Here is a 12,954-nt window from a genome sequence, read left to right on the forward strand (position 1 = left end):
ATGGCGGTGCCGTGCATGCGTGCGCGGCGCCTGATGTGAATCCATCCTCTGTCGGGGCCAGGCCTGGAAGCAGGCGGGCGCAAACGCCGACAAGATGGCTTTAGGAGTCAGTGATGAATCTGATTGCAAAACTTGAGCAGGAAGAGATCGAGCGCGCGCTCGCCGGCAAGACGATCCCCGAATTCGCCCCGGGCGACACGGTGATCGTGAACGTGAACGTGGTTGAAGGTAACCGCAAGCGCGTTCAGGCTTACGAAGGCGTCGTGATCGCGATTCGCAACCGTGGCCTGAACTCGAACTTCATCGTCCGCAAGATTTCGTCGGGCGAAGGCGTCGAGCGTACGTTCCAGACCTACTCGCCGCTGCTGGCGAGCATCGTCGTCAAGCGTCGCGGTGATGTGCGTCGTGCGAAGCTGTACTACCTGCGCGAGCGTTCGGGCAAGTCGGCTCGAATCAAGGAAAAGCTGGTGTCGAAGGATCGCACCGCAGCAGCTTCCCAAGAGTAAGAGCTGTAAGGAAAAAGCACCCTCCCGGGTGCTTTTTTCATTCTGGCGCGACAATATGCTCGATACGTCACGAACCGAGAGTCCCATTGAATCGCCGCCCCATCGTTGATCCCGAAGTGCTGCCGGTCGAAGGCACCGGCGCCGGCCTGCCGTCCATCGATGCACGCCTGATGACGCCGCCCGGGCTGCGCGAACGTTTCGCGCGCACGCTCGAATGGAACGTCGAGCCCGGCGAGGCTCGCCTGGTGGAGGGCGTCGATCCGCGCAGCGCCGCCGTCCTCATACCGCTCGTGGTTCGCGAGAGCGGCCTCACAGTGCTGCTGACCCAGCGCGCCGATCACCTGAACGACCATGCCGGACAGATCAGCTTCCCCGGCGGCCGTCGCGAGTCGTACGATCGCGATGCGACGGCGACCGCGTTGCGCGAGGCGAAGGAAGAAATCGGACTGACGGCCGAACGGGTGGAGATTCTCGGTGCGCTGCCCGACTACCTGACGGGTACCGGCTTCTGTGTGACACCCGTCGTGGGGCTCGTGCATCCGCCGTTCACCGTGCAGGCCGACGCGTTCGAAGTCGCCGAGATTTTCGAGGTGCCGCTCGCGTTCCTGATGAGTCCCGCGAACCACCAGGTGCGCGTGTTCCGCTGGGAAGGCGGCGAGCGTCGTTTTTTTGCGATGCCCTATCCGAATGGAGAATCGGCCGGGCATTACTTCATCTGGGGCGCAACTGCCGGCATGTTGCGCAATCTGTACCGCTTCTTGGCAGCCGGATAGCATCCCGCCCGATCGTGCCCACGCGACCGGCTCGCGGCCCGTCGCGCCAGCAGCCATGCGTTGCTTACGCTGTGCTATCGTTATGCAAAAAATGACATAACTCGGAAGACGGCGCCACGCATGACTTTCTTTTCGGTTCTCCTCGCTCTCATCATCGAACAGGTCCGCGCGTTGTCGCCAAGCAATCCGGTGTTCGCGCTGTTCCAGTTTCATGCGGAAACCGTTGCGCATGGCCTCGACGCCGGCAAGCAAAAGCATGGCGTGCTCGCATGGCTCGCAGTCGTGCTGCCGTGGGTGCTGATCGTCGCGCTGATCTACTTCCTGCTGTACAAGGTGAGCTTCGTGCTCGCGTTCATCTGGAACGTCGTCGTCGTGTATTTCACGCTCGGCTTCCGCCAGTTCAGCCACTACTTCACCGATATCCATCTCGCGCTCAACAACGACGACGTGCCGCGCGCCCGCGAAATCCTGCGCGAATGGACGGGCCTCGACACGGTCGACATGCCGGTCGGTGAAATCGTCCGCCATACGCTGATTCATGCGGTCGTTGCGTCGCATCGCCACGTGTTCGGCGTGTTCTTCTGGTATGTGCTGCCGATCGGTCCGGCAGGCGCCGTGCTGTATCGCATCTCCGAATATCTCGCGCGCAGCTGGTCGACGCCGGGCGACGATCGCACGGCCGCGTTCTCGACGTTCGCGCAGCGGGCGTTCTTCGTGATCGACTGGATTCCGTCGCGGTTGACCGCGCTCGGCTTCGCGATCGTCGGCAACTTCGAGGATGCAATCTACGCGTGGCGCAATCACACGCGCCAGTGGCCCGACCCGAACGACGGCGTGCTGCTCGCGGCCGGTAGCGGCGCGCTCGGCGCGCGCCTCGCAGGGCCGCTCGCGGAGCCATCGAGCCTCGACGCGCTGGCGGTCGGCGACAGTGGGCCGTTGACGGTGGGTGACGATTGCACGCCGCGCACGCTACAGTCGGCGGTCGGCCTGGTGTGGCGCGCCGTGATCCTGTGGATGATCCTGCTGTTGATGCTGACGCTGGCGGTCTGGGTATCGTGACGCGCTCGCCCGGCGCCCGATGAAATGAAAAGGCCGGCTCGATGCCGGCCTTTTTGCTGTGCGTCAGGTCAATCCGGTCAGTCGTCGAGCGGATCGCGCACGGCGCCGCATTGCCAACAGGCGGTGAACTGGGCCTCGAGCGCCTCGCCGCACTGCCGGCAGCGCCACGGCGCGGCGCCGGCCGATGGGCCGTGTGACGCCGCATCGAGAAGCCGCCGCGCGAGCGCATCGTCGCGCTCGTCGTCGAGCCACAGCTCGGGCGCGCATGCGTCAGCGGGCAGGCCGCCGAGCGCACCGGGCGCGTAGCAGTTGTGCAGCTCGCAACCGATGCCGGCCACCTGCAGCACGTTCGCCCAATGCTGCGCAGTGGCGAGATCGGGGGCCTTGAAACGCATCGCGGCTCCTGTCGGTGAAGGCCGGCCCGGCCGCCTTCTGCCCGCCGTGCGGTCAGCGGACGATCTGGCTGGCCTCGTGCACGAGCTGCGCGTAAAGCGCATGCCGCGACGGCGCAATGCGGCCGTCGGCCACGGCTTCGAGAATCGCGCAGCCGGGCTCGTGCAGATGATGACAATTATAGAAACGGCAGTCCGCGAGCAGCGGGCGGAATTCCGGAAACGCGCGCTCGAGGCGCCCTTCCGTCAGGTGATACAGGCCGAATTCCTGGAAACCCGGCGAATCGATCAGCGCGCCGCCGCCTTCGAGCGGGTAGAGGCGCGTGAACGTCGTCGTGTGGCGGCCGCTGTTGAGCGCGGCCGAGATTTCGCGGGTCGCGGCCTCGGCATCGGGCACGAGCAGGTTCACGAGCGTCGACTTGCCCATCCCGGACTGACCGAGCAGGATCGTCGAGTGCCCGGCCAGATGGGGCATCAGCTGCGCGCGCGCATCGTCGGGCGAGCCCTTCACCGACAGTTCGAGCACGTCGTAGCCGAGCGCACGGTAGGGCGCCAGGCGCTCGCGGGCGACCGGCAGCGCGGCTTCGACGTCGATCTTGTTCAGCACGACGAGCGGCTTCAGTTCGTTCGCTTCGGCCGCGATCAGCGCGCGGCCGAGCAGATCCTCGCTGAAATAGGGCTCGGTCGCGAGCACGATCAGCAGCTGGTCGAGGTTGGCCGCGAACAGCTTCGACTTGAACTGGTCGGAGCGGTACAGAAGATTGCGCCGCTCGCCGATCTCGACGATTACGCCCTGGTCGGCCGATGCCTGTTCGTACACGACGCGGTCGCCGACCGCGATCTCGCTTTTCTTGCCGCGCGGGAAGCACTGCAGCATCGGGCCGCCGTCGTCGGGCGCGACGATGTAGTGGCGACCGTGCGCCGCGATCACGCGGCCTTCGACACGCTGCGCGCCCGATGCGCGCGGGGCCGGCTTGCGGGAGGTCGGCCGGCTCATGCGTGCTGCATCAGGCGGTCGATCCGCTGCGAGGCAGGCGGATGCGAGTAGTAGAAGGCCGTATAGACGGGGTCGGGCGTGAGCGTCGACGCGTTGTCTTCGTAGAGCTTCACGAGCGCGCTGACGAGATCCTGGGCGTCGGTCTGGCTGGCCGCGAACGCGTCGGCCTCGAATTCATGCTTGCGCGACGTGAGGCTGCTGAACGGCGTCGCGAAGAACAGGAACACGGGGATCGCGAGGAAGAACAGCACGAGCGCGGCGCCCGCGTTGCTCGTGTCGAGCGACGGCGTGACGCCGAGCCCCGTGTAGAACCACGTGCGCTGCGCGAGCCAGCCGAGCAGCGCGAGCAGCACGAGGCTCAGCACGAACGACACGAGCATCCGCTTCATCACGTGGCGGCGCTTGAAGTGGCCGAGTTCGTGCGCGAGCACGGCCTCGATTTCCTCGCCGGACAGCCGCGCGAGCAGCGTATCGAAGAACACGATCCGCTTCGATGCGCCGAAGCCCGTGAAATACGCGTTGCCGTGCGCGGAACGGCGGCTGCCGTCCATCACGAACAGGCCCTTCGCCGCGAAGCCGCACCGTTTCATCAGCGACTCGATGCGCGTGCGCAGCGCTTCGTCCTTCAGCGGTTCGAACTTGTTGAAGATCGGCGCGATGAAGGTCGGGTAGATCAGCAGGACGAGCATCTGGAACGCGACCCAGACGATCCAGGTCCACAGCCACCACAGGCTGCCGGCCTGGTTCATCAGCCACAGCACGACGAACAGCAGCGGCAGGCCGAGCACCGCGCCGAGCAGCGTGTTTTTCAGCATGTCGGTGAAGAACAGGCGCATGGTCATCCGGTTGAAGCCGAACCGCTGTTCGATCCCGAACTGGCGGTAATACTCGAACGGCACGTCGATCACGCTCGTGATCACGAGCACGGCGGCGACGAGCGCGACCTGCTGCCCGTAGCCGCGGCCGAACCAGCCCGTCAGCAGCGTGTCGAGCGCGCCGACGCCGCCGAGCAGCGTGAGGCCGACCAGCACGGCCGCGCTCACGACGATCTCGAGCATCGCCAGCCGCGTGCGCTCGACCGTGTAGTCGGCCGCGCGCTGGTGGGCGGTCAGCGGAATGGTGGCGCTGAACTGCGCGGGCACGCCGTTGCGGTGCGCGGCGACGAAGCGGATCTGCCGCGACGCGAGCCACAGCTTGGTGACGACCATCGCGAGCACGGCGATCGCGAACAGCAGGGTGAACGAAAAGGGTGACATCGAAGGCGCCAAAGGGTTCTATGCGAGAATTATATGTTCTTGCGGACCGGGCCCGCTCGCGCGATGCCGCCCGCCGTCCGCCATTTTCCAGGATGACTCATGACCGATACCGCCGCTTCCGCCAGCCAGCCCGCGCTCGTGCGCAACGAGTTGAACCTCGTCTGGCTCGACATGGAGATGACGGGCCTCGACCCGGATAACGACCGCATCATCGAAATCGCGGTCGTCGTGACCAATTCCACCCTCGACATCGCGGTGGAAGGCCCCGTGTTCGCGATCCACCAGAGCGACGAAACGCTCGCGAAGATGGACGACTGGAACAAGTCGACGCACGGCCGCTCGGGGCTGATCGACCGCGTGCGCGCGTCGACCGTGACCGAGGCGGACGCCGCCGCGCAGCTGCAGGCGTTCCTCGCGCAGTACGTGTCGCCCGGCAAGTCGCCGATGTGCGGCAACTCGATCTGCCAGGATCGCCGCTTCATGGCGCGTTGGATGCCGGAATTCGAGCGGTTCTTCCACTACCGCAACCTGGACGTCAGCACGCTCAAGGAGCTGTGCCGCCGCTGGCAGCCCGCGATCTACAAGGGTTTTCAGAAGCGCGCGATGCATACGGCGCTCGCGGACATCCACGAATCGATCGACGAACTGAAGTACTACCGCGAGCATTTCCTGATTCCGGCCGCGTCGGCGCCGGCAGGCGAGTCCGCGCCGGCCGCCTGAGCGGGCCGGCACGCGCTCGGCGCCCGATACACGCTCAGCGCCGCGCGCTCTTCGGCCGGAACGCCGCGACCACCGCGGCGTCGGTCTCGATGTACGGGCCGCCGATCAGGTCGATGCAGTAGGGCACCGCGGCGAAGATGCCGGGCACGGTCGACTTGCCGTCGGCGTCGCGCAGCCCTTCGAGGGTTTCCCGGATCGACTTCGGCTGGCCGGGCAGGTTGATGATCAGCGCCGCGTGGTCGGCCGTCTCGCGGATCACCGCGACCTGCCGCGACAGGATCGCGGTCGGCACGAAATTCAGGCTGATCTGCCGCATCTGTTCGCCGAATCCCGGCATTTCTTTCGTTGCCACGGCCAGCGTGGCTTCCGGCGTCACGTCGCGGCGCGCGGGGCCGGTGCCGCCGGTCGTCAACACCAGATCGCAGCCGGCGACGTCGACGAGTTCGGCCAGCGTGGCGGAGATCGTCGGCGCGTCGTCCTGGATCAGGCGCGTCTCGGCGCGCCACGGCGAGACCAGCGCGCCTGCGAGCCACTCCTGCAGCGCCGGAATGCCCTTGTCCTCGTAGACGCCCGTGCTCGCGCGGTCGCTGATCGACACGAGGCCGACGACGAGTTCGTCCGGGTGGTTACGCTTCGTCGTCATGGTCGTCCCCGGCCTCGTCGGCCGCTACGTCATCCCCGCCGGGCGTCCCGCTCGCGGTCTTGATCCACTGGAACAGCTCGCGGAAATAGCGCGGCGGCTTGCCTTGCTGGGCTTCCTTGCGCGCGTTGCGGATCAGCGTGCGGCCTTCCTGGATGTCGGCTTCGGGGTGCTGGCGGAGGAATTCGGTCAGCGCGTCGTCGTTGGCGAGCAACTGGTCGCGCGTGCGCTCGATCCAGTGCAGGCGGGCCGTCGCGGCCTTGTTTACGCCGCGCTGCGCGTCGAGCGCGGTGCGCAGCGCGGCCGTCTCGTCGTCGGTCAGCGTGCGCATCACGCGGCCGACGTACTGGAGCTGGCGGCGCTTGCCTTCATGATCGGTGATCCGGCGCGCCTCGCGAACGGCGTCCGACAGACTTTCGGGCATCGGCATGCGTTTCAGCGCGTCTTTCGGCAGATCGACGAGCGCCTGGCCGAGCACCTGCAGCTCGTGCATTTCGCGCTTCAGTTGGGATTTGCTGGGGCGATCGTAGCCATTGTCGTCGACTTCGGCGGCATGCTCGATCGGCTGGATTCGGGTTTTGCGTGTCATGGGCGGCATTGTATCGCGGTGCGGACACCCCAAGCTTGTCTGTGCCCGGCCCCGGACCTTGCTATGATCGCGGGATACGTAACATTTTGACCATGCGGGCGCCCGCCCGCCACCGGATACCAAGACGATGGCAGCCAATCTCGACGTACAAGCGCGCTATTTCCCGCACACGCAGGACCAGCTCAAAGAAATTGCCTCGGACATCCTCCGCCACGCGAAGGCGCTCGGCGCGACGGACGCCGCCACCGAAATCTCCGAAGGCGATGGCCTGTCGGTGTCGGTGCGCCGCGGCGAGGTCGAGACGATCGAACACAACCGCGACAAGATGGTCGGCGTGACGGTGTTCATCGGCAAGAAGCGCGGCAACGCGAGCACGTCGGACTTCTCGCCGGCCGCGATCAAGGATACCGTCGCCGCCGCGTACAACATCGCGCGCTTCACGGCAGAGGACGACGCGGCCGGCCTCGCCGAGGCCGAGCTGCTCGAAACGGACCCGCGCGACCTCGACCTTTATCACCCGTGGGCGCTGACGGCCGACGAGGCCGTCGAGCTCGCCCGCCGCGCGGAAGACGCCGCGTTCGCGGTCAGCCCGCAGATCCGCAACTCGGAAGGCGCGAGCGTGTCGGCGCAGCATTCGCAGTTCGTGCTCGCGACGTCGCGCGGCTTCCTCGCCGGTTATCCGTACTCGCGCCACTACATCGCATGCGCGCCGATCGCGGGCAGCGGTCGCCACATGCAGCGCGACGACTGGTATTCGTCGAAGCGCAGCGCGGTCGATCTCGCGGCGCCGGAAGCGGTCGGGCGCTACGCGGCCGAGCGTGCGCTCGCGCGGATGGGCGCGCGCCGTCTCGACACCCGCAAGGTGCCCGTGCTCTTCGAGGCACCGCTCGCGGCCGGCCTGCTCGGCGCGTTCGTGCAGGCCGTCAGCGGCGGCGCGCTGTACCGCAAGACGTCGTTCCTCGTCGACAGCCTCGGCAAGCCGGTGTTCGCACCGCACGTCCAGGTCGTCGAGGATCCGCACGTGCCGCGCGCGATGGGCAGCGCGCCGTTCGACGAGGAGGGCGTGCGCACGCGTGCGCGCAGCGTCGTCAAGGACGGTGTCGTCGAAGGCTACTTCCTGTCGACCTATTCGGCACGCAAGCTCGGCACGAAGACGACCGGCAACGCGGGCGGCTCGCACAACCTCGCGCTGCGCAGCTCGGACACGCAGCCGGGCGACGACTTCGACGCAATGCTGAAGAAGCTCGGCACGGGCCTGCTGCTGACCGAGCTGATGGGGCAGGGCGTGAACTACGTGACCGGCGACTATTCGCGCGGTGCGGCGGGCTTCTGGGTCGAGAACGGCGTGATCCAGTATCCGGTCGAGGAAATCACCGTCGCGAGCACGCTGCAGGAGATGTTCCGGCATATCGTCGCGATCGGCGCGGATTCGATCGTGCGCGGCACGAAGGAAACGGGCTCGGTGCTGATCGAGCAGATGACGATCGCCGGGCAGTAAGCGGCGCGGCATCGGCCGCCAGGATACGAAAAAGCCCGACCGGCGCGGGCCGGTCGGGCTTTTTTATGGTTTATCGCGTGCCGCGTGTCAGTCAGTCGCGCTTGCGCGCGTAGACGACGAACGCATAGCCGAACGTGTTCGGCGCGGCCGCCTGATGCGGTTCGCGCGACACTTCGTGCCAGTGCGCGGGATCGGGCGCCGGGAACGACGCATCGCCGTCGAAGTCCGCGTCGATCTCGGTGACGATCAGCTTGTCGGCGAGCGCGAGGCCTTCCGCATAGAGCTGCGCGCCGCCGATCAGGAATGCTTCGGCCGCTCCGTCACGCGCGGCGAGCGCGAGCGCGTCGGCGAGCGACGTGACGGTGTCGCAGCCGTCGAAGCGGCGCGCTGCATCGCGCGTGACGACGATGTTGCGGCGCCCCGGCAGCGGCCGGCCGATCGACTCGTGGGTCTTGCGGCCCATCACGATCGGTGCGCCCATCGTCGTGCGCTTGAAGAATGCGAGGTCCTCGGGAAGTTTCCAGGGCAACTGGTTGTCGCGGCCGATGATGCCGTTGCGGGCACGCGCGACGATCAGGGTCAACGTCGTCATGAAGGTCGGGGAAGAGGAGAACCGGAATGGCGCCGATTCTACCGGAACGGCGGCGCGCGCCGGCTTCGGTGCGGATGCGCCGTTCCGGCGCGTGCGCACATCGTCGCTGCTCGCGACGATGTGCGGCCTTCGCATCGCGACGTCCTGAATAAAAAGAGTGCCCGCCGGGGGACGGACACGAAAACGGTTCGCGTCGTTATGTCGACGATACCGGGCGCGATCGGCATGGTCCGCTGCGCATCAATTCAATATGGCATCCTGATCAAATTTCGGATGTGCGATATCGCATGCGTATCATTGAACGACGCCGTTGCGGGCATGTCCTGCCATCGCTTGCTGCGGGTTGCCGGGCCGCGGCGCAGGGATCGGCACCGGCACCGGCGGCGGAGACCGCGGGGCGATTTCGTCCCACAGCGTCACCGATGCCTTGTCGGCCGAATACGGTTGCGGCACCGCCACGGGCACGATGCCGAAGCCGTTGTCCCGTTGCATGCTCGATGCACTGTCGACGAGCAGCGTCGCGTGTGTGGGCACGCTTTCGTCTGCACGTATCGACATGAACGGGAGCGCGGCGAAGAGCGCAAACGTTGTCTGCAAGAAGGTAAGCAAAATTAGTTTGCGCATGGTCGCTTGCTCCGATCTGTCATGAATTCAGCGAAATGCATGCCATCGCGCCACAAGCGTTGTCCCGCCTGCGATTCACGCGCGGGCGTTGTGAGTCGCGATCGAAAGTGCCGGAAAATGTTTCAGGCTTGAAACGAAGGGGCTCAGGAATACTGCGGATTCAATCGATACGCTTCCAGGATGAAAATCGGCGCGTGTGTCGATGCAAGTACGGGTCGCTACGCATGTGTTATGTGCAGACGATTGATGAACGTCGACCTCTGAGCGATTCGGCCGCTCGCCCATCTGCGCTGCAATCGGTTTGTCGTATTCGGCGCCTATAACGAAGTAAGCTGTCTTGATCAAAAAATAACTGGACGCGAGATAAGCGCCATCATGCGAGGCTCTGTCGTTGCCGCGCATCGGCATGGCGAATCGAGCGGCTTCGGCTGACCCGGTTCGATCCTTTTGCACGTGACTTGGCACGTGGGGCAATCGTTAGACGGTTGATGAACGGGGTGAGGATATGGGAGCCGAGCAGCGGCATGTGATCTATTTCTCGCGCGAGCCGAACGACGCGTTGCGCGGGCATTTCGACGAATGCGGATGGTGCGTCGATCTCGCGGAAAGCGCACGCGACGTGCGGCGCGTCGTGCAGCACGGCGTGGCATCCGCCGGCCTGCTCGATTTCTCGCCGGGTTTCAGGCCCGCGGATCTGCGCGAACTCGAAGCGTGTCTGAGCATCCAGCACATCGGCTGGATCGCGGCGACCCGGCGTGGCCAGTTGCAGGACGCCACGTTGCGCCATCTCATTCGTGACTATTGCTTCGACTACGTGACGATGCCGTACGAGACGTCACGCATCGTCGAGACCGTCGGCCACGCGCACGGCATGATCGCGCTGACCGACCCGGTGGCGTCGCCTGTCGGCGCCGGGCGCGCCGAAGGCGAGATGGTCGGCACCTGCGATGCGATGCTCGGGCTTTTCAGGACGATCCGGCGCGTCGCGACCACCGATGCGCCGGTGTTCATTTCCGGTGAATCGGGTACCGGCAAGGAGCTGACGGCCGTCGCGATTCACGAGCGCTCGGCGCGCGCGCACGCGCCGTTCGTCGCGATCAACTGCGGGGCGATTCCGTCGACGCTGCTGCAAGCCGAACTGTTCGGCTATGAGCGCGGCGCGTTTACGGGCGCGAACCAGCGCAAGATCGGCCGCGTCGAGGCCGCCAACGGCGGCACGCTGTTTCTCGATGAAATCGGCGACCTGCCGCTCGAGAGCCAGGCGAGCCTCCTGCGGTTCCTGCAGGAAGGCAAGATCGAGCGGCTCGGCGCGCATGTATCGGTGCCGGTCGACGTGCGCGTGATCTGCGCGACGCATGTGGACATGGAAACGGCGCTGCGCGAAGGGCGGTTCCGCGAGGACCTGTTCCATCGTCTGTGCGTGCTGAAGATCGAGGAGCCACCGCTGCGCGCGCGCGGCAAGGATATCGAGGTGCTCGCACGCCACATGCTCGAGCGTTTCAAGGGCGATGCGCATCGTCGCCTGCGCGGCTTCTCTCCGGACGCGATTGCCGCGCTGTACGGCTATTCGTGGCCGGGCAACGTGCGCGAGCTGATCAATCGCGTGCGCCGCGCGATCGTGATGTCGGAGGGCCGGATGATCACCGCGGCCGATCTCGAGCTCCATGAATTCGCGATACTGGCGCCCGTCTCGCTCACCGAGGCGCGGGAAGCGGCCGAACGGCAGGCGATCGAGCAGGCGCTGCTGCGTCATCGCGGCCGTTTTGCCGATGCAGCGCGTGAACTCGGCGTGTCGCGCGTCACGCTGTACAGGCTGATGTGCGCGCATGGCATGCGCGATCGCGGCGACACGCTGGCAGGGTTTTCGGCGCCGTTGCCGGAGGTTCCGCGTCACGCTTGCTAAAATTGGCGGGTGACGGCCGCCCTCGCGGCCGAAGGAACCCGCATGAAACAGTACCTCGACCTCGTTCGCACCATCCTCGACACCGGCACCTGGCAGGAGAACCGCACGGGCATCCGCACCATCAGCATGCCCGGTGCGATGCTGCGGTTCGACCTGCAGCAAGGCTTCCCGGCCGTGACGACCAAGAAGCTGGCGTTCAAGTCCGCGATCGGCGAACTGGTCGGTTTCCTGCGCGCGTCGCGCAGCGCGGCCGAGTTCCGCGCGCTCGGCTGCAAGGTGTGGGATGCGAACGCGAACGACAACGCGCAGTGGCTCGCGAACCCGTACCGCCAGGGCGTCGATGACCTCGGCGACGTGTACGGCGTGCAATGGCGCCAGTGGCCCGGCTACAAGGTGCTCGACGCGGGCGCCGACGCGCAGATCGCCGACGCGACGCGCCGCGGTTTCCGGGTCGTCACGCGCTTCGACGAGGACGGTGCGCCGAAGGTGCTGCTGTACAAGGCGATCGATCAGTTGCGCCAGTGTCTCGATACGATCATGGAGAACCCGGCCGACCGCCGCATCCTGTTTCACGCATGGAATCCGGCCGTACTCGACCAGATCGCGCTGCCCGCCTGCCATCTGCTGTATCAGTTCCTGCCGAACGTCACGAAGCGCGAGATTTCGCTGTGCCTGTACATCCGCAGCAACGATGTCGGCCTCGGCACGCCGTTCAACCTGACGGAAGGCGCCGCGCTGCTGGCGCTCGTCGGCCGGCTGACGGGCTACACGCCGCGCTGGTTCACGTATTTCATCGGTGACGCGCACATCTACGAGAACCAGCTCGACATGCTGCAGCAGCAGCTCACGCGCGAGCCGTACGAGAGCCCGCGGCTCGAGATCGCCGAGCGCGTGCCGGATTACGCGAAGACCGGCGTGTATGCACCCGAATGGCTCGAGCAGATCGAGCCGTCCGATTTTTCGCTCGTCGGCTACCGGCACCATGAGCCGCTGACCGCGCCGATGGCGGTCTGAGCACCGGCGTCCGCCGGCGGCGCGGGTGACGCGACCCGGGGCAGGCAGGATGACGAAGGCCCGAACGGCACCCGCCGCTCGGGCCTTTCTGTTTCATCGGGCGACGGTCATTGATGGCGTCGTTCGTCGTGGCCGCCGGGCGGCGGATTGCTCGCGTGCGGCGCCTCGACGTGCGGCGCCGGTTGCGGCCGCGGTTCCATGTGCGGTGCGGGCATCGACGGCCGCGGCTCCATGTGCGGTGGGGGCATCGATGGCCGCGGTTCCGTGTGCGGCGCGGGCATCGATGGCCGTGGCTCCATCCGCGGGGCCTGCGGCTGCGGTCGCGGCACTTCATGCGCCGCGGGCGCGGGCGGCCGGTACTCGTTCACGTGCGGCGGTGCGACTTCGCGGT

General features: G+C 66.4%; 15 protein-coding genes and 1 pseudogene. 7 read left to right on the plus strand and 9 right to left on the minus strand.

Annotated features, from left to right (window positions below):
• Positions 1–113 precede the first annotated feature (113 nt).
• The 3 genes from rplS to F3J14_RS09905 all read left to right on the plus strand — a co-directional run bounded on the left by rplS (position 114) and on the right by F3J14_RS09905 (position 2,338).
• Entirely contained in the window at positions 114–506 is a 393-nt protein-coding gene (gene rplS, locus F3J14_RS09895) for a 50S ribosomal protein L19 (RefSeq protein ID WP_011883860.1), read from the plus strand.
• Positions 507–592: 86 nt separating this feature from the next.
• Positions 593–1,279: a CoA pyrophosphatase gene (locus tag F3J14_RS09900; RefSeq protein WP_105787444.1), complete on the plus strand. Its 687-nt coding sequence runs from the start codon at positions 593–595 to the stop codon at positions 1,277–1,279.
• A 120-nt stretch (positions 1,280–1,399) separates the two neighbouring features.
• On the plus strand, positions 1,400–2,338 hold the full coding sequence (locus F3J14_RS09905; protein WP_166722820.1) for a CobD/CbiB family protein: 939 nt from the start codon (positions 1,400–1,402) through the stop codon (positions 2,336–2,338).
• Positions 2,339–2,415: 77 nt separating this feature from the next.
• Here F3J14_RS09905 and F3J14_RS09910 read toward each other — a convergent pair whose 3' ends face one another.
• From F3J14_RS09910 to F3J14_RS09920, 3 genes are read right to left on the minus strand one after another with little or no spacing between them, the layout of a single operon-like run.
• On the minus strand, positions 2,416–2,733 hold the full coding sequence (locus F3J14_RS09910) for a hypothetical protein (protein ID WP_006761291.1): 318 nt from the start codon (positions 2,731–2,733) through the stop codon (positions 2,416–2,418).
• A 52-nt stretch (positions 2,734–2,785) separates the two neighbouring features.
• The gene (gene rsgA, locus F3J14_RS09915) at positions 2,786–3,727 is read right to left on the minus strand and encodes a ribosome small subunit-dependent GTPase A (protein ID WP_012363367.1); all 942 of its coding nucleotides are present in this window, start codon (positions 3,725–3,727) and stop codon (positions 2,786–2,788) included.
• A complete protein-coding gene (locus tag F3J14_RS09920; RefSeq protein ID WP_166722821.1) occupies positions 3,724–4,983 on the minus strand; it encodes a M48 family metallopeptidase in 1,260 nt (419 codons plus the stop codon). The genes rsgA and F3J14_RS09920 overlap by 4 nt, the downstream gene beginning before the upstream one ends.
• Positions 4,984–5,082: 99 nt before the next feature.
• Here F3J14_RS09920 and orn point away from each other — a divergent pair, with 99 nt between their 5' ends.
• Entirely contained in the window at positions 5,083–5,703 is a 621-nt protein-coding gene (gene orn, locus F3J14_RS09925) for an oligoribonuclease (RefSeq protein WP_057928086.1), read from the plus strand.
• A 34-nt stretch (positions 5,704–5,737) separates the two neighbouring features.
• Here orn and mog read toward each other — a convergent pair whose 3' ends face one another.
• Entirely contained in the window at positions 5,738–6,346 is a 609-nt protein-coding gene (gene mog / locus F3J14_RS09930) for a molybdopterin adenylyltransferase (RefSeq protein WP_080681382.1), read from the minus strand.
• Positions 6,330–6,932, minus strand: coding sequence for a ribosome biogenesis factor YjgA (yjgA, locus tag F3J14_RS09935; protein WP_282100629.1), 603 nt, complete (start codon positions 6,930–6,932; stop codon positions 6,330–6,332). The genes mog and yjgA overlap by 17 nt, the downstream gene beginning before the upstream one ends.
• Positions 6,933–7,059: 127 nt before the next feature.
• Between yjgA and pmbA the strand changes: the two genes are divergently transcribed.
• Entirely contained in the window at positions 7,060–8,430 is a 1,371-nt protein-coding gene (gene pmbA / locus F3J14_RS09940) for a metalloprotease PmbA (protein WP_166722823.1), read from the plus strand.
• 91 nt (positions 8,431–8,521) lie between these two features.
• On the opposite strand, the gene F3J14_RS09945 is transcribed toward pmbA, so the two are convergent.
• The 3 genes from F3J14_RS09945 to F3J14_RS35600 all read right to left on the minus strand — a co-directional run bounded on the left by F3J14_RS09945 (position 8,522) and on the right by F3J14_RS35600 (position 10,099).
• Positions 8,522–9,022, minus strand: coding sequence for a dihydrofolate reductase (locus tag F3J14_RS09945; protein ID WP_006753184.1), 501 nt, complete (start codon positions 9,020–9,022; stop codon positions 8,522–8,524).
• 294 nt (positions 9,023–9,316) lie between these two features.
• Positions 9,317–9,580 (minus strand): hypothetical protein, encoded by a 264-nt coding sequence (locus tag F3J14_RS09950; RefSeq protein WP_247682181.1) that lies wholly within the window; start codon positions 9,578–9,580, stop codon positions 9,317–9,319.
• A 141-nt stretch (positions 9,581–9,721) separates the two neighbouring features.
• A complete protein-coding gene (locus tag F3J14_RS35600) occupies positions 9,722–10,099 on the minus strand; it encodes a hypothetical protein (protein WP_166722782.1) in 378 nt (125 codons plus the stop codon).
• A 52-nt stretch (positions 10,100–10,151) separates the two neighbouring features.
• Between F3J14_RS35600 and F3J14_RS09960 the strand changes: the two genes are divergently transcribed.
• A complete protein-coding gene (locus F3J14_RS09960; RefSeq protein ID WP_166722825.1) occupies positions 10,152–11,549 on the plus strand; it encodes a sigma-54 dependent transcriptional regulator in 1,398 nt (465 codons plus the stop codon).
• Positions 11,550–11,591: 42 nt separating this feature from the next.
• A complete protein-coding gene (locus tag F3J14_RS09965) occupies positions 11,592–12,563 on the plus strand; it encodes a thymidylate synthase (RefSeq protein ID WP_006753187.1) in 972 nt (323 codons plus the stop codon).
• A 107-nt stretch (positions 12,564–12,670) separates the two neighbouring features.
• Here the strand turns inward: F3J14_RS09965 and F3J14_RS35605 are convergent.
• Positions 12,671–12,954 (minus strand): annotated as a pseudogene (locus F3J14_RS35605) (hypothetical protein); the annotation flags it as partial.

The sequence above is a fragment of the Burkholderia sp. Tr-862 genome (assembly GCF_011753085.1).
Taxonomy (GTDB): Bacteria; Pseudomonadota; Gammaproteobacteria; order Burkholderiales; family Burkholderiaceae; genus Burkholderia; species Burkholderia ambifaria.

Coding starts and splice junctions, on each gene's coding strand:
- rplS (WP_011883860.1), top strand. CDS start 114: ATGAATCTGATTGCAAAACTTGAGCAGGAAGAGATCGAGCGCGCGCTC.
- F3J14_RS09905 (WP_166722820.1), top strand. CDS start 1,400: ATGACTTTCTTTTCGGTTCTCCTCGCTCTCATCATCGAACAGGTCCGC.
- F3J14_RS09910 (WP_006761291.1), bottom strand. CDS start 2,733: ATGCGTTTCAAGGCCCCCGATCTCGCCACTGCGCAGCATTGGGCGAAC.
- rsgA (WP_012363367.1), bottom strand. CDS start 3,727: ATGAGCCGGCCGACCTCCCGCAAGCCGGCCCCGCGCGCATCGGGCGCG.
- F3J14_RS09920 (WP_166722821.1), bottom strand. CDS start 4,983: ATGTCACCCTTTTCGTTCACCCTGCTGTTCGCGATCGCCGTGCTCGCG.
- orn (WP_057928086.1), top strand. CDS start 5,083: ATGACCGATACCGCCGCTTCCGCCAGCCAGCCCGCGCTCGTGCGCAAC.
- mog (WP_080681382.1), bottom strand. CDS start 6,346: ATGACGACGAAGCGTAACCACCCGGACGAACTCGTCGTCGGCCTCGTG.
- yjgA (WP_282100629.1), bottom strand. CDS start 6,932: ATGACACGCAAAACCCGAATCCAGCCGATCGAGCATGCCGCCGAAGTC.
- pmbA (WP_166722823.1), top strand. CDS start 7,060: ATGGCAGCCAATCTCGACGTACAAGCGCGCTATTTCCCGCACACGCAG.
- F3J14_RS09945 (WP_006753184.1), bottom strand. CDS start 9,022: ATGACGACGTTGACCCTGATCGTCGCGCGTGCCCGCAACGGCATCATC.
- F3J14_RS09950 (WP_247682181.1), bottom strand. CDS start 9,580: ATGTCGATACGTGCAGACGAAAGCGTGCCCACACACGCGACGCTGCTC.
- F3J14_RS09960 (WP_166722825.1), top strand. CDS start 10,152: ATGGGAGCCGAGCAGCGGCATGTGATCTATTTCTCGCGCGAGCCGAAC.
- F3J14_RS09965 (WP_006753187.1), top strand. CDS start 11,592: ATGAAACAGTACCTCGACCTCGTTCGCACCATCCTCGACACCGGCACC.